23 protein-coding genes are annotated in these 21,733 nt (G+C 74.4%); 7 read left to right on the top strand and 16 right to left on the bottom strand.

Annotated features, from left to right (window positions below; genetic code table 11):
- The first annotated feature begins 2 nt into the window (after positions 1 to 2).
- On the top strand, positions 3 to 347 hold the full coding sequence (locus tag ACIOHG_RS08950) for a rodlet layer protein (protein ID WP_400947240.1): 345 nt from the start codon (positions 3 to 5) through the stop codon (positions 345 to 347).
- A gap of 200 nt (positions 348 to 547) precedes the next feature.
- Complete coding sequence (locus tag ACIOHG_RS08945) at positions 548 to 805, top strand: hypothetical protein (RefSeq protein WP_400947238.1); 258 nt, start codon at positions 548 to 550, stop codon at positions 803 to 805.
- A gap of 88 nt (positions 806 to 893) precedes the next feature.
- Here ACIOHG_RS08945 and ACIOHG_RS08940 read toward each other — a convergent pair whose 3' ends face one another.
- Together ACIOHG_RS08940 and ACIOHG_RS08935 are read right to left on the bottom strand one after the other, a co-directional pair.
- Entirely contained in the window at positions 894 to 1,241 is a 348-nt protein-coding gene (locus tag ACIOHG_RS08940) for a nuclear transport factor 2 family protein (protein WP_400947235.1), read from the bottom strand.
- Positions 1,238 to 1,837 (bottom strand): TetR/AcrR family transcriptional regulator, encoded by a 600-nt coding sequence (locus tag ACIOHG_RS08935; protein WP_400947233.1) that lies wholly within the window; start codon positions 1,835 to 1,837, stop codon positions 1,238 to 1,240. The genes ACIOHG_RS08940 and ACIOHG_RS08935 overlap by 4 nt, the downstream gene beginning before the upstream one ends.
- A gap of 121 nt (positions 1,838 to 1,958) precedes the next feature.
- Here ACIOHG_RS08935 and ACIOHG_RS08930 point away from each other — a divergent pair, with 121 nt between their 5' ends.
- Positions 1,959 to 2,774, top strand: coding sequence for a hypothetical protein (locus ACIOHG_RS08930; protein ID WP_400947230.1), 816 nt, complete (start codon positions 1,959 to 1,961; stop codon positions 2,772 to 2,774).
- A 22-nt stretch (positions 2,775 to 2,796) separates the two neighbouring features.
- On the opposite strand, the gene hemB is transcribed toward ACIOHG_RS08930, so the two are convergent.
- The 7 genes from hemB to ACIOHG_RS08895 form a co-directional block, all read right to left on the bottom strand.
- Complete coding sequence (gene hemB, locus ACIOHG_RS08925) at positions 2,797 to 3,777, bottom strand: porphobilinogen synthase (protein WP_400947228.1); 981 nt, start codon at positions 3,775 to 3,777, stop codon at positions 2,797 to 2,799.
- Positions 3,778 to 3,869: 92 nt separating this feature from the next.
- Positions 3,870 to 5,489, bottom strand: a complete 1,620-nt coding sequence (locus tag ACIOHG_RS08920) for a uroporphyrinogen-III synthase (protein ID WP_400947227.1) — start codon at positions 5,487 to 5,489, stop codon at positions 3,870 to 3,872.
- Complete coding sequence (gene hemC / locus ACIOHG_RS08915) at positions 5,486 to 6,460, bottom strand: hydroxymethylbilane synthase (protein ID WP_400947225.1); 975 nt, start codon at positions 6,458 to 6,460, stop codon at positions 5,486 to 5,488. The genes ACIOHG_RS08920 and hemC overlap by 4 nt, the downstream gene beginning before the upstream one ends.
- Before the next feature lie 40 nt (positions 6,461 to 6,500).
- Positions 6,501 to 7,907: a glutamyl-tRNA reductase gene (locus ACIOHG_RS08910; protein WP_400947223.1), complete on the bottom strand. Its 1,407-nt coding sequence runs from the start codon at positions 7,905 to 7,907 to the stop codon at positions 6,501 to 6,503.
- 31 nt (positions 7,908 to 7,938) lie between these two features.
- Positions 7,939 to 8,826, bottom strand: coding sequence for a redox-sensing transcriptional repressor Rex (locus ACIOHG_RS08905; protein WP_400947220.1), 888 nt, complete (start codon positions 8,824 to 8,826; stop codon positions 7,939 to 7,941).
- A gap of 101 nt (positions 8,827 to 8,927) precedes the next feature.
- On the bottom strand, positions 8,928 to 9,602 hold the full coding sequence (locus ACIOHG_RS08900; RefSeq protein WP_400947217.1) for an exonuclease domain-containing protein: 675 nt from the start codon (positions 9,600 to 9,602) through the stop codon (positions 8,928 to 8,930).
- Between the two features lie 547 nt (positions 9,603 to 10,149).
- Entirely contained in the window at positions 10,150 to 10,422 is a 273-nt protein-coding gene (locus ACIOHG_RS08895; protein ID WP_400947215.1) for a glutaredoxin family protein, read from the bottom strand.
- Positions 10,423 to 10,517: 95 nt separating this feature from the next.
- Here ACIOHG_RS08895 and ACIOHG_RS08890 point away from each other — a divergent pair, with 95 nt between their 5' ends.
- The 3 genes from ACIOHG_RS08890 (at position 10,518) to ACIOHG_RS08880 (ending at position 14,348) form a co-directional block, all read left to right on the top strand.
- Positions 10,518 to 11,459: an HAD family hydrolase gene (locus tag ACIOHG_RS08890; RefSeq protein WP_400947213.1), complete on the top strand. Its 942-nt coding sequence runs from the start codon at positions 10,518 to 10,520 to the stop codon at positions 11,457 to 11,459.
- 483 nt (positions 11,460 to 11,942) lie between these two features.
- A complete protein-coding gene (locus tag ACIOHG_RS08885; RefSeq protein ID WP_400947211.1) occupies positions 11,943 to 12,851 on the top strand; it encodes an ECF subfamily RNA polymerase sigma factor, BldN family in 909 nt (302 codons plus the stop codon).
- Positions 12,852 to 13,154: 303 nt separating this feature from the next.
- A complete protein-coding gene (locus ACIOHG_RS08880) occupies positions 13,155 to 14,348 on the top strand; it encodes a DUF5667 domain-containing protein (RefSeq protein ID WP_400947208.1) in 1,194 nt (397 codons plus the stop codon).
- A 77-nt stretch (positions 14,349 to 14,425) separates the two neighbouring features.
- Here the strand turns inward: ACIOHG_RS08880 and ACIOHG_RS08875 are convergent, their stop codons facing one another.
- From ACIOHG_RS08875 to ACIOHG_RS08850, 6 genes are all read right to left on the bottom strand, one after another.
- Positions 14,426 to 15,433 (bottom strand): lysophospholipid acyltransferase family protein, encoded by a 1,008-nt coding sequence (locus ACIOHG_RS08875; RefSeq protein ID WP_400947206.1) that lies wholly within the window; start codon positions 15,431 to 15,433, stop codon positions 14,426 to 14,428.
- A complete protein-coding gene (locus ACIOHG_RS08870; RefSeq protein WP_400947203.1) occupies positions 15,430 to 16,485 on the bottom strand; it encodes an NAD-dependent epimerase/dehydratase family protein in 1,056 nt (351 codons plus the stop codon). Before ACIOHG_RS08870 ends, ACIOHG_RS08875 begins: the two co-directional genes overlap by 4 nt.
- Positions 16,486 to 16,669: 184 nt before the next feature.
- Positions 16,670 to 16,768: a 30S ribosomal protein bS22 gene (locus tag ACIOHG_RS08865; protein WP_003948845.1), complete on the bottom strand. Its 99-nt coding sequence runs from the start codon at positions 16,766 to 16,768 to the stop codon at positions 16,670 to 16,672.
- A 134-nt stretch (positions 16,769 to 16,902) separates the two neighbouring features.
- Complete coding sequence (locus ACIOHG_RS08860) at positions 16,903 to 17,112, bottom strand: helix-turn-helix domain-containing protein (protein ID WP_099900174.1); 210 nt, start codon at positions 17,110 to 17,112, stop codon at positions 16,903 to 16,905.
- A 118-nt stretch (positions 17,113 to 17,230) separates the two neighbouring features.
- A complete protein-coding gene (locus ACIOHG_RS08855; protein WP_400947200.1) occupies positions 17,231 to 18,070 on the bottom strand; it encodes a phosphatase in 840 nt (279 codons plus the stop codon).
- Positions 18,067 to 19,254 carry an acetoin utilization protein AcuC gene (locus ACIOHG_RS08850; RefSeq protein ID WP_400947197.1) on the bottom strand — a complete coding sequence of 396 codons (1,188 nt, stop codon included), beginning with the start codon at positions 19,252 to 19,254 and terminating at the stop codon, positions 18,067 to 18,069. The genes ACIOHG_RS08855 and ACIOHG_RS08850 overlap by 4 nt, the downstream gene beginning before the upstream one ends.
- Before the next feature lie 202 nt (positions 19,255 to 19,456).
- Between ACIOHG_RS08850 and ACIOHG_RS08845 the strand changes: the two genes are divergently transcribed.
- Positions 19,457 to 20,401, top strand: a complete 945-nt coding sequence (locus tag ACIOHG_RS08845) for a helix-turn-helix domain-containing protein (protein ID WP_400947195.1) — start codon at positions 19,457 to 19,459, stop codon at positions 20,399 to 20,401.
- 37 nt (positions 20,402 to 20,438) lie between these two features.
- On the opposite strand, the gene ACIOHG_RS08840 is transcribed toward ACIOHG_RS08845, so the two are convergent.
- Positions 20,439 to 21,650 (bottom strand): MFS transporter, encoded by a 1,212-nt coding sequence (locus ACIOHG_RS08840; protein WP_400947652.1) that lies wholly within the window; start codon positions 21,648 to 21,650, stop codon positions 20,439 to 20,441.
- Positions 21,651 to 21,733 lie beyond the last annotated feature (83 nt).

The raw sequence follows: 21,733 nt of genomic DNA, 5'->3' as shown, positions 1-21,733 counted from the left end.
CCATGCTGAAGAAGGCTCTCGCCGCCGCCGGTGTTGCCGCCGCCGGTCTCGCCACGATCGCCTCCCCCGCGATGGCCATCGGCGACGCGGACGGCGCCGCCACCTCGGTCCAGGGCAACGGCGGCACCAACGCCACCGGCACCTCGGGCAGCCACAGCCCGAACTTCCACACCCTGGACAACCCGAACCTCTGCCTCCCCGAGGTCGACAACGTCGCCGTCGCCGTCATCGGTGTCGCGGTGCCGATCAAGGCCGACGTCCTGGACAACAAGCCGTCGCAGACCTGCACCGTGGGCCAGAACACCGTGGGCAGCGGCGACGGTGGCGTCTCCCACCTGATCGGCTGACCTTCCCGGTCGCAACCGACCGCCGGGTCCGGGGGAGCGATCCCGCGGGCCCGGCGGTTCCATGTCTCCGGCCGCTCCCCTTCCGCCCGTCCGTCTGCGGCGCGATCGGGTGATCGGAGCGCCCGGTGGGCGCGTGCAGCGCCGCTTCAGCCGCACCCCTGTGTTGACGTAGAAACCCCTGACGCAGAGAGGACCTCTCCATGAAGAGCAAGCTGGGCAAGGCCGTCGTCACCTCGGTCGCCGCGATCGCCCTGGCCGCCGTCGCCGCCCCCGCCTACGCGCACGTCGTGGTCGGCGGCGGCCACGAGGGCATCGCCACCGCCGACGAGCCCTTCGTCGCCGGCCACTGGGGCGGCTTCGCCGAGACCTCCCACATCTTCACCGCGGGCGGCGGCTACGGCTGGGCCACCGACACGGCCACCGGTGGCGGCGAGGGCGGCATCATCGCCATGCACTGACACCCCGTCAGCCCCGAAGGGCGCCGGAGCCCCCCAGGCCCCGGCGCCCTTCGGCGTCCGCGCCCGGGACGGGTGGTGCGGCGCCCGCTCAGGCGGGGAGGAAGAACCCGGTGATGTCGGCGAGCCGGCCGTCGCGGTGCAGCGCGGTGCTGATGCCGGACATCGCGGGCTCGTCCCGCTCGCCGAGTTGGGTCCAGCGGGCCAGCGAGCGGTCGTGGTGGTCGAGCACCTCGTCGATCCGGAACCGGTGGCCGGGGAAGGCCCCGGCGAACCCGGCCATGTAGGCGGCCAGTTCGGTCAGCCCGCCGACCTCCGTGCCCGGGTCCCGGTAGGCGACGTCCGCGACCGCGACCGCGTCGAGGGCGGCGAGCCGCTCGCCGGGCTCGGCCGACCAGCAGGCCGCGTAGTCCGTCCAGAGCTGCTGCAGGTCACTCATCGCTGTGCCTCTTTCTCCACGGGGCCGATCGACGCCATCGCGCCGTCGGTGACGGTGTGCAGTTTCGTCCGGGGGGTGCCGGCCCGGACCAGCACCAGCAGGCCCTGGTAGAGCGCCAGCAGGTGGGCCGCGGACAGCTCGACGTCCAGCCCGGCCGGGACCAGCCCCAGGGCGCGGGCCCGGGTCAGCGCGGCGGCGAGGCCGGACTCGATCGCCTCCAGCCCCCGGCGGACCCCCTCGGCGGCCTCCGGCAGGCCGAAGGACTCCACCGCGGTGTTGGTCAGCAGGCAGCCCGGGTCGGGGCCGGGTCCGGTCTCGAACGTCGACGTGAAGAACGACCGGATGCCCGCCACCGGGTCGGCCGACTCCAGCAGGTGGGTCCGGACCCGGACCCGCACCACCTGCTCGTTGTAGCTGTCCAGGGCCGCCAGGAACAGGCCGTCCTTGTTCCGGAAGACCCGGTAGAGGCTGCCCGGGTGCAGCCCGGTCGCCTCCTCGATGTCCCGCACCGAGGCGCCGAGGTAGCCCCGGTGCCGGAACAGGCGCATGGCGGAGGCGAGGACCTCGGAGCGGTCCCAGAGCTGCTTGCGTCCCATCGGACCCCCATAGTTGAACGACTGCTCACAAAAAATAGCACGGCGGCGCTCGGTCGACCCAGCGGGGATTTCTGTTATGCCAATTGACACAACGGAAATGGCTGACCTACTGTCAGCGGCCATGGAGGAGCAGAAGCGGGGGCCCGGGCGGCCGCGGAAGGTGGCGGGGCAGGTGGCGCGATGGGTGCCGCCGGAGGGGTGGTCCCGGCTGGTGGCGTGGGTGTCACCGGAGGAGAAGCTGGCGCTGAAGCGGGTGGCCGTGGAGGCGGGGGTGTCGGTGGCCGACCTGGTGCGGTCGCTGGCGGGCGGGCTCGCGGCGGGGGTCGTGGCGCCCGAGGAGCTCATCGGTCAGGTACGGAGGGGGATGACGGTCATGGAGAAGATTCCGACGCTGTTCGAGCGGGACGGCGACTTCCGGGTGGTGGACCGCCCGCGCGCGGAGTGCGCCTGGGTATTCGCGGGCGAGGGCGCGCCGACCGAGAAGGTGGACGGGACGAACGTCCGGCTGACGGTCCGTTCGGGGCAGCTCGTCCGGGTCGAGAAGCGGCGCAACCCGAGCGCGGCGCAGAAGAAGCTGGGCATCGTCGACGGCTGGTACGTGGACACCGCGGAGGGCGCGGCCGAGGACCGCTGGATCCTGGCGGCGGCGCAGGGCACCGACGTGACGGGCTGGCCGAACGGGGAGCACGCCTGCGAGGCGCTGGGCCCGCGCATCCAGGGCAATCCGCTGCAGCTGGCGGAGCACCTGTGCCTGCCGTTCGACCGCGAGGCGCCGGTGTACGAGGGGGTGCCGCGCAGCTACCAGGGCCTGCGGGAGTACCTGGCGGGGCTGGAGAGCCGGTTCGCGCCGGGCGCGCCCGCCGAGGGCATCGTGTTCCACCACCCGGACGGGCGCCGCGCCAAGATCAAGCGGAAGGACTTCCCGAAGTCCGCCTGACCCCGGCGCGCGTGACGACCCGTCAGCGGATCATGCGGGCGGCCTCGACCGCCCAGTAGGTGAGGATCTGCTCGGCGCCGGCCCGGCGGATCGAGGTGAGGGTTTCCATGATCATCCGTTCGCGGTCGACCCAGCCGTTGGCGGCGGCGGCCTCGACCATGGCGTACTCGCCGGAGACCTGGTAGGCGGAGACCGGGACGGGGGAGGCGTCGGCGACCTGGCGGAGGATGTCGAGGTAGGCCGTCGCGGGCTTGACCATCACCAGGTCGGCGCCCTCGGCGACGTCCTGGGCGAGTTCGCGCAGCGCCTCGCGGGCGTTGGCCGGGTCCTGCTGGTAGGTCTTGCGGTCGCCCTTGAGCGAGGAGCCGACGGCCTCCCGGAACGGGCCGAAGAAGGCGGAGGCGTACTTGGCGGTATAGGCGAGGATGCCGGTGTCCTGGTGGCCCGCCGCGTCCAACGCCTTCCGGACGGCAGCGACCTGACCGTCCATCATGCCGGACGGGCCGACCAGGTGGACGCCCGCGTCGGCCTGGACGACGGCCATCTCGGCGTAGCGCTCCAGGGTGGCGTCGTTGTCGACCGAGCCGTCCGCGGCGAGCACGCCGCAGTGGCCGTGGTCGGTGAACTCGTCCAGGCAGAGGTCGGACATCACGACCAGCTGGTCGCCGACCTCGGAGACCACGTCCCGGATGGCGAGCTGGAGGATGCCCTCGGGGTCGGTGCCCGCGGTGCCGGTCGCGTCCTGGACCAGCGGGACGCCGAACAGCATCAGGCCGCCGACCCCGGCCTCGGCGGCCTCGACGGCGGCCCGGCGCAGGGTGTCCCGGGTGTGCTGGACCACGCCCGGCATGGAGCCGATCGGCTGCGGCTCGGTGATGCCCTCGCGGACGAAGGCCGGGAGGATCAGCTCGGCCGGGTGCAGCCGGGTCTCGGCGACCAGGCGGCGCATCGCCGGGGTGGTGCGCAGCCGGCGCGGGCGGACGGACGGGAATTCGGCGGACACTTCGAAGGCTCCCTGAGTCACGAGCTGGGTCACGAGCTGGGTCACGAGAAATGCGTCAGGGGGAGGCCGTCGGGCCTCCCCCTGACGGAGGGTCAGCGCGCCTTGCGGCGCGAGCCGGGACGGCGTTCGCTCGGCCGGTAGACCGGCTCGCCCGCCGCGGTGGCGGCGTCCCGGCGGGTGGCCCCGAAGTCGGCGAGCGCCTGGGCGAGCGCCGACGCGGACGGGGCCGGGGCCATCACGTCCACCCGCAGGCCGTGCTCCTCCGCCGTCTTGGCGGTGGCCGGGCCGATGCAGGCGATGACGGTCACGTTGTGCGGCTTGCCGGCGATGCCGACCAGGTTCCGGACGGTCGAGGACGAGGTGAACAGCACCGCGTCGAAACCGCCGCCCTTGATCGCCTCCCGGGTCTCGGCCGGCGGCGGCGAGGCGCGCACCGTCCGGTACGCGGTCACGTCGTCGACCTCCCAGCCCAGTTCGACCAGGCCGGCCACCAGGGTCTCGGTGGCGATGTCGGCGCGCGGCAGCAGCACCCGGTCGATCGGGTCGAACACCGGGTCGTACGGCGGCCAGTCCTCCAGCAGCCCGGCGGCGGACTGCTCGCCGGACGGCACCAGGTCGGGCTTGACACCGAAGTCGACCAAGGCCTGCGCGGTGGTCTCGCCGACCGCCGCGACCTTGATCCCGGCGAAGGCGCGGGCGTCCAGCCCGTACTCCTCGAACTTCTCCCGGACGGCCTTGACGGCGTTGACCGAGGTGAAGGCGATCCACTCGTAGCGGCCGGTGACCAGGCCCTTGATCGCCCGCTCCATCTGCTGCGGGGTGCGCGGCGGCTCGACCGCGATGGTCGGCACCTCCTGCGGCACCGCGCCGTACGAGCGCAGCTGGTCGGAGAGGCCGTGCGCCTGCTCCTTGGTGCGCGGGACGAGGACGTTCCAGCCGAACAGCGGCTTGGTCTCGAACCAGGAGTGCGAGGCGCGGTGGGCGACCTGCTCGCCGACCACGGCTATCACCGAGGTCGCCGGGTCCACCGGGGCGGAGACCGGCGAGGGCAGCACCCGGGCGGCCTTCAGGTCCGCGGCGATGGCGGCCAGCGTGGAGGTGAAGGTGCGCTGCCGGGTGGTGGTGCCCGACAGCGTCGCGGACAGCGCCGCGTCGGGCTTGCGGCCGTGCGCCACCAGCGAGTTGGCGGTCGCGGGCAGCTGGCCCAGGGTGGTCCGCACCACCAGGGTGGTCTCCGGCGCGCCCAGGTCGACGACCTGGCCGGCCAGCAGCGCCTCGGCGTCGACGAAGCGGACGTCCGCCCCGCTGCCGCCGCGCAGCGGCACGCCCGCGTAGGCGGGCACGCCCACCGACTGGGCGACGCCCGGGACGACCTCGAACGGGACGCCCGCGGTGGCGCAGCGCAGCATCTCCTGGGCGGCGCAGCCGTCCAGGCCGGGGTCGCCGTCGACGGTGCGGACCAGGTGCCGGCCGGCCTTGACGGCGTCGGCGGCCAGGTCGCACAGCTCCTTGCCGACCTCGGCCGGGTCGAGGACCTGGACGTTGGCCGGGCAGTGGGTGCGGACGGCGGCGGCGGTCAGCGGGTCGGCCACCAGCACGTCGGCGGTGGCGAGCACGTCGACGGCGCGCAGGGTGAGCAGTCCGGGGTCGCCGGGGCCGGCGCCGAGGAAGGTGCAGCGCCCTGCGGGCGGGTGGAATCCGGCGGCGGTCATCGGGCGCGCTCCCCCATCAGGTCGGCCGCTCCGGTGTCGAGCAGCCTGGTGGCCAGGGCGCGGCCCAGGGCCGCGGCCTGCTCCTCGGCGGTCTCGTCGGGGACGAGCGGGCCGTTGGCGGACATCTTGAGCAGTTCGGTGCCGTCGGTGGTGCCGACCACGCCGTCCAGGCGCAGTTCGGTGCCGGTCCAGCCGGCCAGCGCGGCGACGGGTGCGGAGCAGCCGGCCTCCAGGGTGGCCAGCAGGGCGCGCTCGGCGACCACGGCGGCCCGGGTGGGCCGGTGGTCGAGCCGGGCGAGCACCGCGGCCAGCGTGGGGTCGACGCACTCGACGGCGAGCGCGCCCTGCCCGGGGGCGGGCAGCATCTGCGCGGGGTCGAGGTGCTCGGTGATCTCGGCGGACCGGCCGAGCCGGTTGAGGCCGGCGGCGGCCAGCACCACGGCGTCGAGCTCGCCGGAGGCGACGTACCCGATCCGGGTGTCGACGTTGCCGCGGATCGGCACGGTCTCCAGGTCGGCGCCGCGGGCCCGGGCCCAGGCGTTCAGCTGGGACATCCGGCGCGGGGAGCCGGTGCCGATCCGGACCGGGCGGCCGGCGCCCTGGCCGACCAGGTCGGCCAGCGTGCGGCCGTCCCGGGCGACCAGCGCGTCCCGGACGTCCTCGCGCTCGGGGACGGCGGCCAGCAGCAGCCCGGCGGGGGCGGCGGTCGGCAGGTCCTTGAGCGAGTGGACGGCCAGGTCGATCCGGCCCTCCAGCAGGGCGTCGCGCAGGGCGGAGACGAACACGCCGGTACCGCCGATCTGCGCCAGCGCCTCACGGGAGACGTCCCCGTAGGTGGTGATCTCGACCAGCTCCACGCGGCGGCCGGTGATCCTGGCCACCTCCTCCGCGACCATGCCCGACTGGGCCATGGCGAGGGCGCTGCGGCGGGTGCCGAGACGCAGCGGCGTCACTGTCTCTGGACCATTCATGAGGTGATCGTCCTGGTCGTGCTGGGGGGCTGACGGGGGTTCATCCGGTGACTCCGGCGGGCGGGGCCACGGCGGACCGGTCGGTGGGGGCCTGGGCCTGGGCGGTGGGGATGCCGCCCGGCGGGATCGAGGACCCCGCCTGCGCACCGATCGGGGTGCCGGAGACAGCGTGCACTGCCGCGGGGTCCAAGTCGAACAGTTCGCGCAGGGCTTCCGCGTAGGAGGCCCCGCCGGGTTCGGCGGCGAGCTGCTTGACCCGGACGGTCGGGGCGTGCAGCAGCTTGTCGACCACCCGGCGCACGGTCTGCGAGATCTCCGCCCGGGAGCGCTCGTCCAGGTCGGGCAACCGGGCGGTGAGCCGGGCGAGTTCGCCGCTGACCACCTCGGAGGCCATGGCGCGCAGGGCGACCACGGTGGGGGCGATCCGGGCGGCCCGCTGGGCCTGTCCGAAGGCGGTGACCTCGTCGGCGACGATGGTGGAGACCGCGTCCACGTCGCCCGCGCCGGGGGTGGCGGCGTGCGCGTGCGACAGGCTCTCCAGGTCGACCAGCAGGGCGCCGGGGAGTCCGTGCACGGCGTGGTCGACGTCCCGGGGCATGGCCAGGTCGAGGAAGGCGAGGGGGTGTCCGGCGGTGCGGGCGGCGACCGCGGCGGCGACCTCGGGGGCCGCGATCACGGTGCCGGCCGCGCCGGTGCAGGAGATCACCAGGTCGACCTCGGCGAGCAGGGCCGGGACGGCGGCGAAGTCGACGGCGCGGGCGGCGCCGCCGAGGATCTCCACCAGGCGCTCGGCCCGGGCCGGGGTGCGGTTGGCGACCAGCAGGTCGGTGACGCCGGAGCGGACCAGGGTGGCGGCGGCCAGCGAGCTCATCGAGCCCGCGCCGACCACCAGGGCGCGCTTGCCGGCGATCGGGCCGGCGCCGGCGGCGACCTGCTCCAGGCCGAAGGTGACCAGCGACTGGCCCGCCTTGTCGATGCCGGTCTCGCTGTGCGCGCGCTTGCCGACCCGCAGGGCCTGCTGGAACAGCTCGTTCAGGCCGCGGCCCGCGGTGTGCTCCTCCTGGGCCTTGGCCAGCGCGTCGCGCAGCTGGCCGAGGATCTGGCCCTCGCCGACCACCATCGAGTCCAGGCCGCAGGCCACCGAGAACAGGTGGTGGACGGCGCGGTCCTCGTAGTGCACGTACAGGTGCGGGGTCAGCTCGTCCAGGTCGACGCCGCTGTGCCCGGCGAGCAGCTGGGACAGCTCGGCGACGCCCGCGTGGAACTTGTCCACGTCGGCGTACAGCTCGATCCGGTTGCAGGTGTTGACCAGCGCGGCCTCGGCGACGGTCGCCGAGGCGGCCGCGTCGTGCAGCACCCGGGTCGGGGTGTCACCGGTGAGCGCGGCGCGCTCCAGCACGCCGACGGGGGCGGTGCGGTGACTCAGACCGACTACCAGAAGACTCATGCCCCCACCTCGTCGGGACGGATCTCGGTGCTCACGCGGGCATCACCGCGGACAGGTCGTCGTCCGGGCCCGCCTTGGCGGCGGGCGCGGCCTTGGCCTGGGCGGCCGGGGCGGCCTTGGCCGGCTCGGCCTTGCCGCCGGCGGCGCGGCGCAGCTTGGCGGCGGCCGCCCGGACCGGGCCGGGGGCCCGGTCCAGCACCGAGTCGCCCGCGGCCGACTCGTCGCCGGACTTGCGCTGCTCGTGGAAGGCCAGGATCTGCAGCTCTATCGACAGGTCGACCTTGCGCACGTCCACGCCGTCCGGGACGGTCAGCACCGTCGGGGCGAAGTTCAGGATGCTGGTCACGCCGGACTCGACCAGCCGGTCGCAGACCACCTGGGCGGCGCCGGGCGGGGTGGTGATCACGCCGATCGAGACGTGCTGCGAGGCGACGATCTCCTCCAGCTCGTCCATGTGCCGCACCGGCAGGCCGGCCGCGGTGGAGCCGACCACGCTGGGGTCGGCGTCCAGCAGCGCGGCCACCCGGAAGCCGCGGGAGGCGAAACCGCCGTAGTTGGCGAGGGCGTGGCCCAGGTTGCCGATGCCGACGATGACGACCGGCCAGTCCTGGGTGAGACCCAGCTCACGGGAGATCTGGTAGACCAGGTACTCGACGTCGTAGCCGACGCCGCGGGTCCCGTAGGAGCCCAGGTAGGAGAAGTCCTTGCGGAGCTTCGCGGAGTTCACCCCGGCGGCGGCGGCCAGCTCCTCGGAGGAGACCGTCGGGACCGAGCGTTCGGAGAGCGCGGTCAGCGCCCGCAGGTAGAGCGGGAGGCGGGCCACGGTCGCCTCCGGAATGCCCCGCGCACGCGAGGTGCGGCGCGCGGCGCCCTGGTCGGGCGTCTGCGAACTGCTGGGTGAGGGTCGGCCGATTGCCACGGTGCTCCTGTGGGTGAAGCTGGGCTTGGACCGCCAGGCTATGCGTTTGTGAACGTGTGCACAAAGATGGTGTCCGATTTGTCCCCGAACAGTGACACGCATCACTCGTAACCCGCCGCGCCGATCAGCGCCCGCGGCCCCTCCACCCCCGCCGGCCACGGGCCCAGCGGCGCCAGTCGCCGCAGCAGCGGCACCCCGCCGTGCTCCCGGGCCGAGCGGGCCGGGGCCAGCCGCGGCCACGGGACCACCGGTGCCTGCGGCGGCAGCTCCTCCACCGCGCCGGTCCGCCGGCAGTGCCGCAGCAGCTCGACGGTGGCCCGGGCGTCGCCCAGCGCGGTGTGCGCCGGGAACCAGCCCAGGCCGGCCGCCTCCACGCAGGCCGCCAGCCCGAAACCGCCCGCCTCCGGCAGCAGCCGACGGGCCGTCCGCATCGTGCACAGCAGCGGCACCGGTGGCAGCACCACCCCGATCCGGGCGAACTCCCGCTCCAGGAACGCCCGGTCGCACGTCACGTGGTGCCCGACCAGCACCCGGCCGGCCAGCAGCTCCAACAACTGCGGCGCGATCTGCCGGAACCGCGGCGCCCCGACCACGTCCTCCTGCGCGATCCGGTGCACGTGCGTCGGCCCCACCGGCCCGACCGGGTCCACCAGCGTGCTGAACTCCCGCTCCGCCCGCAGCCCGGCATCCAACTGCACCACGGCGACCTCGACCACCCGGTGGCGCCAGGGGCTACGACCGGTGGCCTCGACGTCGACGACGGCATAGCCGTTCATCGCGCCCTCCTCTTGCACTGCCCCCGGCGGACGGAAAACCGTTCGATCGTAAGCCGAGAAGTGGAGGAACTCCTAGGCCGATCTTCATCGAACGTTCACGAATCGCCACCGCCGCCGACCAGGCGGGCAGCCGCAGAGCCTCCCCGCCGGAGACGGAAAAGGCCAGCCAACACCGACAGACCCCGCTGCGCGGAGCACCCCGCCGAAAAACACCACCTCAACCCCGCCAGAGACAGCCCGGCACCCGCCGCGCGAAGCACCTGGCGGGAAGCAGCGGAGCCGTCCCCGCCGGAGGCGGAAGGGCCGGGCGACACCGACAGAACCCGCTGCGCGGAGCACCCCGCCGAAAAGCACCACCTCAACCCCGCCGGAGGCGGCTCGGCACCCGCTGCGCGGGGGCGCCCGGCAGACAGCAGCGGAGCCCTCCCCGCCGGAGGCGACCCAGCACCCGCCGCGCGGAGCGTCCGGCAAACAGCAGCGGAGCCCTCCCCGCCGGAGGCGGCCCGGCACCCGCTGCGCCGGTCCCTCGCCGGAGGCGGGGTGGGGGTCAGGTGGTGAGGGCCTTGCGGAGGCGGGTCTCGTCCACGCGCCAGAAGTCGTGCTGGCGGCCGTCGATCAGAGTGACCGGGATCTGTTCGGCGTACTGCTCGTAGAGGGCGGGGTCCTGGAGGATGTCCTTCTCCTCGAAGCGGGCGCCGAGGTCGGCGGTGACCTTGAGGATGGTCGCCCGGGCGTCCTCGCAGAGGTGGCAGCCGGGCTTGCCGATCAGGGTGACCGTGGTCTCGGCGGGGTTCTTCTTCTGGCGTCGCAGCAGGCTCACGGGTTCATTGTGCCGCCGGGCCGGTCGCCCCCCGTTCACCGGTGCGGCACTCCGCCGACACGGGGTCGGCCGCCCCGGCTGACTATGCTCGTCGCATGGCCGCGCTGCGAAGGCTCACCCAGTCCAGGCGTCCCGCCGACGCGCGGAGCGCCCTCGCGGGCGAGGCCGCGGCGGACGCCGCCGAGGCCCAGCTCGCACCGGACGCGCCGGACGCGCCGGGTGCCCCCAAGGCGCCGGAGGGCGACCACACCCCGGTGCCCGGGGACGCCAGGGCCGCCGCGTTCTTCGACTGCGACAACACGATCCTGCGCGGGGCGGCGGTCTTCTACCTGGGGGTCGGGCTCTACCGGCGCCGGTTCTTCTCCCGCCGCGACCTGGTCCGGTTCGCCTGGCAGCAGGCCGCGTTCCGGCTGCACGGCACCGAGAACCCGGACCACATCGCGGACGCCCGGGACAGCGCGCTGAGCCTGGTCGCCGGCAAGCACACCGCCGACCTGGAGCGGATCTGCGAGGAGATCTTCGAGCCGGTGCTGGCCGAGAAGATCTGGCCCGGCACCCGCGCCCTGGTGCAGATGCACCTGGACGCCGGACAGCGGGTCTGGCTGGTGACGGCCGCCCCGCAGGAGGTGGCCCGGCTGATCGCCCGCCGGCTCGGCATGACGGGCGCGCTCGGCACGGTCGCCGAGACCCGGGACGGCGTCTACACCGGCAGGCTGGTGGGCGGGATGCTGCACGGCCCGGCGAAGGCCGCCGCCGTCCAGGCGCTGGCCCGCCGCGAGCAGCTGGACCTGGCCCGGTGCGCGGCGTTCAGCGACTCCGCCAACGACATCCCGATGCTGAGCCTGGTCGGCCACCCGTACGTGATCAACCCGGACGCGGCGCTGCGCCGGCACGCCAGGACGATGGGCTGGCGGGTGCGGGACTTCCGCACCGGGCGGAAGGCGGCCCGGATCGGCGTGCCCGCCGCGGCGGGCCTGGGCGTGCTCGCGGGGGCGGCGGCCGCGACGGTCGCCGCCCGTCGGCGGCACCGGTCCTGAGCCAGTGGCACCGGCCCTGACCCGGCGGCACCGGCCCTGACCAGGCGTCAACCTGCTGTCGGCGACACGCCACCCTCGGGTGGTTCGTCCTCACTCGGAGGAGCGAATCCGCACCCCGGGGCCGATGGTCCGAGCCTGATCGATCATGGCTGGAACCGATCGTTCGGCAGTCGGTCAAAGTCATGGGTTGGAACCGCCGGGACCGGGGAAACCCGCCCGGAAGGCCACCGTTCGGTCACCTGACGTGCACAACTGGTCACATTGAGCCGGATGGATGCCGCCAACTCCGGTCACTGACAGGTGAATATGCGCAAGAAGTGGACCTCATCCGACCACTTCGACCACGCGGTGTAGCTGTCATTGCACAAAGCGTTATTCTCTCCTGAATGCACCCCACCCCAGCGTCCCCGCGGCGGGTGGTGTGCGGCGTGCTCTCCGCCCCGGCGGAGGTGATCCGTCCACAGTTCTGCCTCTGGGAGTCCCGTGTACCCACCCGTCCGGAACGACGCGCCAGCCACCTCCCGCCCGTCGACCGCCACCCTGCGCCGCGGCGTGCGGCTGGACCGACTGTGGGCCGCGATCCGCGAGTTCGAGCTGCTGGTCCCCCAGCCCGCGGTGGCCGGCCCGGCGTTCGCCGCCGCGCCCGTCGCGCCCACGACGTTCGCCGCGCCCCTGCTGCGCTCCACCGCGCCCGGGTCCACCACCGCCGGCTCCCCGGCCGGCGGCTCGGCCAACGGCCCGGGCACCGGCGGCCCGACCACCGCGCCGCGCGGCCGCACGGTGCCCGCCCCCGGCACCCGCGGCCGGGCCCGCAGCGCGCCCTCCGGCCCCGGCTACGACACCGAGCACAACCCGGTGGTCGAGCTGGTCGAGCGGGCCCAGAACGGCGAGAGCGAGGCCTTCGGCCGGCTCTACGACCACTACGCCGACACCGTCTACCGGTACATCTACTACCGGGTCGGCAGCCGGGCCACCGCCGAGGACCTGACCAGCGAGACCTTCCTGCGCGCCCTGCGCCGGATCGGCACCTTCACCTGGCAGGGCCGCGACTTCGGGGCCTGGCTGGTCACCATCGCCCGCAACCTCGTCGCCGACCACTTCAAGTCCAGCCGCTTCCGGCTGGAGGTCACCACCGGCGAGATGCTCGACTCCAACGAGTGCGAACGCAGCCCCGAGGAGTCGGTGCTCGAATCCCTCTCCAACGCCGCCCTCCTGGACGCCGTCCGCCGCCTCAACCCCCAGCAGCAGGAGTGCGTCACCCTCCGCTTCCTGCAGGGCCTCTCCGTCGCCGAGACCGCCCGCATCATGGGCAAGAACGAAGGCGCCATCAAGACCCTGCAGTACCGGGCGGTGCGCACGCTGGCCCGCCTGCTGCCGCCGGACGCCAGGTGATCCGGCGGCCGTGGACGCGAGAGCGCACAGACCCCCGCCGCCCCGCCCGGGTGCCGACGCACCGTCAAGTCGCCCCGGGCGCGGGCACGTCCGGGTGACCGAGCGGTCATCTGCTCTGCTTAATACGCCAGGGGGGTCATGCGTAACCGACTCCCGACGCCGCTCGTTGGCCAGCGTGCAATCCGCTATCGGGCCCGCCGTCAAGCCTGGCTTCGGCCTGTCACCCGATGGTGTGGATTCGGCCTGTCGGGACAACCAACCGGCGGGCCACGGTGTCGAAAACGACGAAGGGAGGTGTGGCCCGTGACAGCGAACGTGCTGGAGCACCGGCGGGCGAAGTCCTTCGCCGAGGCGCTGGAGGCCCACCAGAGTGACCACCGGAGCAGCGGCGCGCACCGGGCCGGCTCCGCCCCCATGGCCGAACTGCTCGCCATGGCCGACGCGCTCGGTGCGGTCCCGCCCCCGGAACTCGCCGCCGAGACGCGGACGGTCCAACGCGCGCAGCTGATGGCCGCGTTCGAGCAGGAGTGGGCCGGTGGCGCCCCCACCGCGGTCCTCCCCGTCCAGCGCGGCCGCCGGGCCCGCCGCGGCACCCGCTGGGGCCGCCGGCTCGCCATCGGCGGCCTGGTGGCCGGCGTCGCCGTGGGCTCGTTCGCCGGGGCCGCCGCCGCCTCCACCAGCGCCCTTCCCGGCGACGCCCTGTACGGCATGAAGCGCGGCCTGGAGGGGCTCCGCCTCGACTGGGCGGACAACGACACCGAGCGCGGCGCGCTGCTGCTCCAGCAGGCGTCCACCCGGCTCGACGAGGCGCAGTCGCTGCTCGGCCGGTCCGGCGACCCGACGGCGCTCAGCCCCGACACCGTGGACCAGGTCCGCCGGGCGCTCGACGACATGCACGCGGAGGCACTGCGCGGCCGCGACCTGCTGCGCGCCGTCTACCGGACCAACGGCTCGCTCACCCCGATGCGCCAACTCGCCGGTTTCGCCGGGGAGGACGGACGCTGGGCGGCCCTGCAGTCCAAGCTCCCGGCCGGGCTGAGCAGCCAGGCCGGCAAGGTGGACCAGCTGTTCGACGACATAAGCGAGGACGTCGCCCCGCTCCGGCTCGCCCCGCAGCCGGGCCCGGGCGGCGGTCAGCAGCCGTCCGGCGGCACCACCGGGGGCACCAGCGCCTCCGGCGGGGCCGGGCAGCAGGCGCCCGGCCAGGGCAGCACGGCGTCCGGCGGCGCCACCGGTGGCCGGAACTCGGGCACCGGGCCCACCTCCCGGGCCACCCCGGCGCCCGCCGCCACCCCGCAGCCCGGCCTGGGCGGCCTGATCAGCGGGCTGACCGGCAACGGCACCGGCGCCACCCCGGGCAGCACGCCCGCGGCCGGCGCGGTCGGCGGGGCCGGTCCGACGGCGGCCGGCGCGAGCCCGGCCGCCCCGGCGGACGGGCAGGGCATCACGATCCCGCCGCTGATCCCCGGCCTGCTGCCGGGGCTGACCCTCAAGTAGCGCACGGGGAACGGGCCGGACCTCACCAGGTCCGGCCCGTTCCGCGTGCCGCCGGGGGTCTCAGCCGCCGGGGGGTCTCAGCCGCCGAAGACCGAGCGGCGCTGCACCAGCAGCTTGTACAGGGTGTGCTGGATGGTCTCGCGGACCTGGTCGGTGAGGTCGAAGACCAGCATCGGGTCCTCGGCGGCGTCCTTCGGGTACCGGTCGGTCGGGATCGGCTCGCCGAACTGGATGGTCCACTTGGTGGGGAGCGGGATCGCGCCGAGCGGGCCGAGCCAGGGGAAGGTCGGGGTGACCGGCAGGTAGGGCAGGCCGAGCAGCCGGGCCAGCGCCTTGAAGTTGCCGATCATCGGGTAGGTCTCCTCGGCGCCGACGATCGAGCAGGGCACGATCGGCACCCCGGCCCGCAGCGCGGAGGCCACGAAGCCGCCGCGGCCGAAGCGCTGGAGCTTGTAGCGGTCCGCGAACGGCTTGCCGATGCCCTTGAAGCCCTCCGGCCAGACGCCGACCACCTCGCCGCGCTCCAGCAAGGTCTGCGCGTCCTCGTTGCAGGCCAGCGTGTGTCCGGCCTTCCGGGCCAGCTCGTTGACCACCGGCAGCACGAACACCAGGTCGGCGGCGAGCATCCGCAGGTGCCGGTCGGCGTGGTCGTGCACGGCGACCTGGGTCATCAGGGCGTCCAGCGGCACGGTGCCGGAGTGGTTGGCGACGATCAGCACGCCGCCCTCGGCCGGGACGTGCTCGGCGCCGCGCACCTCGACCCGGAAGTACTTCTCGGCGAGCGGCCGCAGCAGGGCGAGGAACACCTCCTCGGTGAGCTCCCGGTCGAAGCCGAAGTCGTCGACCTCGTAGTCGCCGGTGAGCCGGCGGCGCAGGAAGCCCAGGCCCTCGGTGGCGCGCTGCTCCCAGCCCTTGCCGAGCAGCCGGGTCGCGGTGGCGCCGAGCTGTCCGGCCAGCGCGGCGCCGACGCCGTCGGCGAGCCGGTCGGCCAGCCCGGGGCGGGTGTCGGGGGCGGTCCAGCTGGGCGCGGACTCGATCGGGATGACCTTGGCCGCCGGGTCGGCGGGCTCCCGGGCGGCTGTCATCGCGGCCTCAACTCCTCGGTGTCGGTGGGTCGGTGGTCGCCGAGCAGGGCGGCCAGCCGGTCGGTGACGGCGGTCAGCCGGGCCGGGGGGAGCAGGCCGGGCGACTCGTGGGCGGCGAAGTCGGCGAAGGCTTCGGCGGTGGTCCAGTGCGGGGTGAAGCCGAAGCCCTCGCGCAGCCGGGCGGTGTCGACCACCCGGCCGTGGGTGAGCAGTTGGAGCTGCTCCTCGGAGAAGGCGCGGTCCGCGGGGGCGGCCAGCTGCCGGGCCAGCTGGGCGACCGCGCCGAGCGCGGGCCGCAGCAGCGGGACGGTCGGCCGGCCGAGCCGGCGGGCGCACTGGGAGAGCAGCAGCACGCCGTCCCCGGCGACGTTGTAGGTGCCGGTGGGCGCGCCGAGCGCGGCCAGCCGGAGCACCTCCAGCGCGTCGTCCTCGTGGACGAACTGCAGCCGGGGGTCGTGGCCGAGCGCGGTGGGCAGCAGCGGCAGGCGGAAGTAGGAGGCGAGCGGGGTGTCGCCGTCCCGGCCGAGGATGTTGGCGAACCGCAGCACCGTGACGTCGACGTCGGGGCGGCGGCGGGCGAAGCCGCGGACGTAGCCCTCGACCTCGGCGGCGTCCCGGGCGAAGCCGCCGTCGGGCAGCGCCTTGGGCTGCGTCCGCTCGCCGAACACGGCGGGGTCGCGGGGGGCGGAGCCGTAGACGGCGGTGGTGGACTTCACCACCAGCCGGCGCAGGCCGGGGGCCTTCTGGCAGGCACCGAGCAGCTGCATGGTGCCGATGACGTTGCTCTCCTTCACCGCGGCGCGGCCGCCGTGGCCGAGCGCGGTGACGTTCAGGTGCACCACGGTGTCGACCTCGTGCTCGGCGATCACCCGGGCGATCACCGGGCGGCGCGGGTCGACCTGGACGAATCGCACCCCGAGCGGGAGTTCGCGGGGCGGCGGCCCGGCGTCCACCCCGACCACCCGGTCCACCCCGGGCTGTTCGGCGATCTGCCCGGCGAACCGCGCGCCGAGCCGGCGCGCCACGCCGGTGACGAGCACGACCTTGCCCACGTTGCCCCGACCTCCCTGGAAGCCCGCCCTGGCCTGCACCGTACCGCGCGGACCGGGCGGGCGCGGAAACGCCACCAGCCGCCCGGGAAAACCGGGTTCCCGGAAACGCCGCTGCCCGCCCCGGAGAATCGACCCGGGACGGGCAGGACGGAAACCTGGAGGCGCGAGGCGACCGCAGGCGGTGTTACTTCTTGTTGCGACGCTGCACGCGAGTGCGCTTCAGAAGCTTGCGGTGCTTCTTCTTGGCCATACGCTTGCGACGCTTCTTGATGACAGAGCCCACGGAAATTCCTCGCTCACTCGGACCCGCGCCCGTGAGAGAACGGGAGTCCATACGACTGACGGAGGGCCTAGCCTACCGTCCGCGTCGCGTTTGCCGTAATCGGTGCCCCGTGGAAGGTTTCGACGCGGTGAAGCCTACGCGCTCTGGAGGCGCACGTAGGACTCCTGGAGGTACTCGTGCACCTTCTGCTCGGGCACCCGGAAGGAACGTCCGACCCGGATGGCCGGAAGCTCTCCGCTGTGCACGAGACGGTAGACCGTCATCTTCGAGACCCGCATCACCGAGGCGACCTCGGCCACGGTCAGGAAGACGACATCCTGCAGGGGGCGCTCACCGGAACTCATGACCCATCACCCGACCCTTACCCGTGTGCAAGGCACCGGCTTCCCCTCCGGTGACTCCACCGGCACACGTGTATCCCCAGAGTAGTTATGCGTGGTACGGGTGGGAAGAGGGGGGGCCTCAGCTGTTGTACGGTGCGAGGTCCGCCCGTTGCAGTACGTAGTCGCTCAGTGGTCTGTAGCAGTCCGGGACCGAACCGTCCTCCAGCGGGACGACCACCTCGACCAGGCCGTCGGCCTCGGCGGCGAACGGGGCGACGTCGTTGCAGTCGGCGATGCCGCCCGCCGGGATGCCGAGCCGGCCGGCCCCGCAGAGCCAGCCGTGGTCGCCCAGCACCAGGTCGGGCGGGCGGTGACCGGCGTCGGCGAGGGCGGTGAGGGCGAGCCGGACGGGCAGCGGGGAGTGGGTGTGCGCGAGGTCGCCGGGGCCGGGCCGGCCGGGGCGGTCCGGGCCGTCCAGGGCACGCATCACCACGACCCGGCCGACCAGGTCCAGGTAGCGGGGCCGCTCGCCCTCGGGGGTGGGCTCGCGGAAGCGCACGCCCCGCGCGGGGGTGTGCACGGTGCAGCCCGCCGCTTCGAGTGCGCCCGCCAGCGCGTCGTGGAAGCCGGCCAGCTTGGTGGGGTGCCCGGTGCCGGCCAGCACGCTGCCGCGCTCGTCGGCGGTGCGGCGGACCAGCAGCGCGAGGCGGTCCAGCGCGGCGATCACCAGCTCCGGGTCGATCGAGTCGGGGCCCTCCAGGTACGCCGGGTCCGGGTGCACGCCGACCCGCTCGACCATCAGCCGCAGCACCTCGGCCTCGTCCCGGCGGGGCTCGGGGGCCAGCCCCATCAGCGACTTGGGGTCGGCCTGCGCGAACAGCCGGTAGTGCCGCAGGTTGTTCTGCCGGGACGTCGGCACCTCGGGCCCGGCCAGCCGGTGCTTCAGCAGGTGGGCGCGGAGCCGGTCGCGGGCGCTCACGGGATCAGCCCGTGGTGCGGCAGGACGGCCCGGCGGGCGGCCAGGATCGCCTGGTCGAGCCGGTCGGCCGGGTCGTAGCCGCCGTCCTGGAAGTCCGACCAGCGCGGGTCGGCGCCGTCCGTCATCCGCTGCGGGGCGGGGCGGCGGGTCAGCCGGTACACCTCGGCCCGCCACTCCTCGGGGGTCTCGGTCGCCGGGTCGACCGGCTGCCCGGCGGCGGTGGCGACCAGGTGGGTCCAGGTCCGGGGCACCACGTCCACCACCGCGTACCCGCCGCCGCCGGTGGCCACCCAGCGGCCGCCGGCGTGCTCGTGGGCCAGGCGGTGCACCGCCTCGGCGACGATCCGCTGGGCGTCGACGGTGACGGCGAGGTGCGCGAGCGGGTCCTCCACGTGGGTATCGGCGCCGTGCTGGCTGACGATCACCTGCGGGCGGAACGCCGCCACCAGCTCCGGGACCAGCGCGTGGAAGGCGCGCAGCCAGCCCGCGTCACCGGTGCCGGCCGGGAGCGCCAGGTTGGCGGCGGTGCCCTCGGCATCCGGGCCGCCGGTCTCGGTCGGCCAGCCGGTCTGCGGGAACAGCGTGGACGGGCTCTCGTGCAGCGAGATCGTCAGCACCCGGGGGTCGTTCCAGAACACCTGCTGCACGCCGTCGCCGTGGTGCACGTCCACGTCGATGTAGACCACCCGCTCGGCGCCCAGCTCCAGCAGCCGGGCGATCGCCAGCGCCGGGTCGTTGTAGACGCAGAACCCGGACGCCCGGCCGGGCATCGCGTGGTGCAGGCCGCCCGCGAAGTTCACCGCGTGCGGGACCTCGCCGCGCCACACCGCCTCGGCGGCGGCCACCGACTGACCGGCGATCAGCGCGGACGCCGAGTGCAGCCCCGGGAACGCCCAGTTGTCGTCCGTCCCCAGCCCGTGCGCGTCGTCGGTGGCGGACGGGTCGGCGGCGGCCCGCTTCACCGCCTCGACGTACTCCGCGGTGTGCACCAGCCGGAGCGTCGACTCCCCCGCCGCCGGGGCCGACCGGACCCGCACCGCGGGCTGCTTCGTCAGCTCCAGCGACTCGATCAGACGCATCGTCAGCGCGAGCCGGGTCGGGTCCATCGGATGCCCCGGCCCGAAGTCGTAGCCGGTCTCGGCCTCGTCCCAGAACAGGTGCAGTCCGCAGGTGGTTTCCGCCATGGCCCCCACCGTAGCGGGAACAACCTCGCGGAGACCGGACGGCCGACCGTTCCGGACCCCAACCGATCGAATGCGCACCGCATTTCGACCGCTTCGCCGGACGGGTCACCGACGTGTTACGTTCCGCGACGACATCAACGAAAAGTTTTGCCCCGGCGGTGCGGGAACACCCCGGGGCACGGCTCAGGAGACACGACCTCCCTTGCACATTCATCGTAGCGCCCACGCGCGCCACTTCACCGTGCTGCCCAACGAAATGCTGCAGCGCGCCGACCTCTCGCTCGCCGCCCGGGGGCTGCTCGGGTACCTGCTCTCCCGGCCCGACGGCTGGCGGGAGACCGCCGAGGAACTGGCCAAACGCTTCCGGGCCAGCCTCGGATCGATCCGGCGGGCCCTGCGCGAACTGACCACCGCCGGGTACTACCACGTCGTCAAGACCCGGATGCCGCAAGGCCGGATCGTCTCCGTGCAGCACGTCCACGACGTCCCCCGGCCCGCCGGCGCACCGGGTGGCGACTTTCCGGCACCCGGTGCGCCGGAACCCGGTGGACCCGCGCCCTCAAAGACAAAGGAACGGGAGAAAGAAACCCCCCTCCCTCCCCGCCCCGAACCGACGCGACCGACGCGGCCGACGCAACCGGCCCGGCCGCCCCGGCCCCCTCGGCCGCCACTGCCCCCGCTGCCGTCATTGCCGCCACTGCCCCCACTGCCGTCATTGCCGCCGTTGGACGACCGGGGCCGCGACGCGGTCGCCGCCCTGCTGCGGGCCGTCCGCCCCGAACCGCGCCTGCGGATCGGCCAGGCCGAAGCCGAACGCCTCGCCCCCTTGGTCGCCCGGTGGCTCGACCACGGCAGCACCGCGAGCGACCTCGCCGCCGCCCTCCTCCCGGGCCTCCCCGAACGCGTCCACTCCCCGGCCGCCCTGCTCCGCCGCCGCCTGACCGACAAACTCCCACCCGCACCCGTCCCCCGCACCCCACCACCCCCGACCTGCCCCACCTGCCACGACCTCGTCCCCCGCCCCGGCCCCTGCACCCCCTGCACCGACCGGCCGCCCGCCCCCGTCCCCCCGGGCACCGGCCCCACCCGCGCCCGCGAAGCCCTCCGCCTGGCCCGCGAAACCCTCCGCCACCGCCCAGCCGCCTGACGGCGCGTCACCCTGCTCCGCTGCTCGCTCCCGGCTCTCAGGCCGGGGTCTCGGCGAGGTCCGGTTGGGTGGTCGGGGCCGGGGCGAAGTGGGGGGCGAGCGGGATGATCGCGAGGATCAGGAGCATCGGGGCGCAGAGGGCCCAGCGGTAGTTGGAGGCTTGGGCGAGGGCGCCGACCAGGGGGGAGCCGACCAGGAAGCCGACGTAGTTGAAGAGGTTGAGGCGGGCCACGGCGGCGTCGCTGGCGTGCGGGAGGAGGCGGCCGCCGGCGGCGAAAACCTGCGGGATGATCGAGGAGATGCCGAGGCCGAGGACGGTGAAGCCGAGGATGCCGGCCCAGGTGCCGGGGGCCAGCGCGGCGGCCAGGAAGCCGGCCCCGGCCACCGCCGCGCCGGTGCGGACCACCGGGACGGCGCCGAAGCGCTGCACGGCCCGGTCGCCGACGGTCCGGCCGAGCAGCATGGCGACCATGTAGCCGAGGTAGGAGAGCTTGGCCAGGTCCTCGCGGCTGTGCAGGCCGTCGGTGAGGTACTTGACGCTGTAGTTGGAGACCGAGGCGTCCGCGATGTAGGCGAAGGCCATCGCGGCGCACAGCGGCAGCAGCGGCTTCCAGGGGATCCGGCGGGCGGCCAGTTCGGCGGCCTCCCGGACGGCGTCGCCGAGTTCGGCGGGCCCGGCGAACCGGCGGCCGGCCACCAGCGCGGCGGGGACCAGCAGCACGGCCGCGCCGCCGAACAGGGTCGGGAGCCCGGCGTCCCAGTGCGCGCCGAGCCCGGCGATCGCGGCGCCGAGGATACCGCCGAGGCTGAACGCGGCGTGGAAGCCGATCATGATGCTGCGCCCGTAGCGGTGCTGGAGGCCGACCCCGAGCATGTTCATCGAGGCGTCCAGCGCACCGACCAGCAGGCCGAACAGGCCCAGTGCGATGGCGAGTTGCCACAGCTGCGAGCCGAGGCCGGTGAGTCCGAGGGTGAGGCAGAGCGCGGGTTGGACGACCCGCAGCACGCCGCGCGCGGTGGTCCGCTTCACCAGCGTCTCGGAGCCGATCGAGCCCGCGCCGGCCAGGATCGGGACGGCGGCGAGGAAGACCGGCAGCAGCGAGTCGCTCAGGCCGTAGCGCTTCTGGAGCTCCGGGATGCAGGTGACCAGCAGCGCGAAGGTGGTGCCCTGGAGGAAGAAGGAGACCGCGAGCGCGACCCGGGCCTGCCGGAGTCGCGCCGTGGGTTCGGCCGCGGCCGTGACCAGCATCGGGACCTCGCTCACCACCGACGCTACCGGCCGGTACGAAGATGTTGGGCAGAGCGTAGGCGGTCGGCGGCGGCGGCGGGAGG

It is taken from the genome of Kitasatospora sp. NPDC088134 (assembly GCF_044741705.1).
GTDB lineage: Bacteria > Actinomycetota > Actinomycetes > Streptomycetales > Streptomycetaceae > Kitasatospora.
This window is presented reverse-complemented; position numbering and strand designations above follow the sequence as displayed.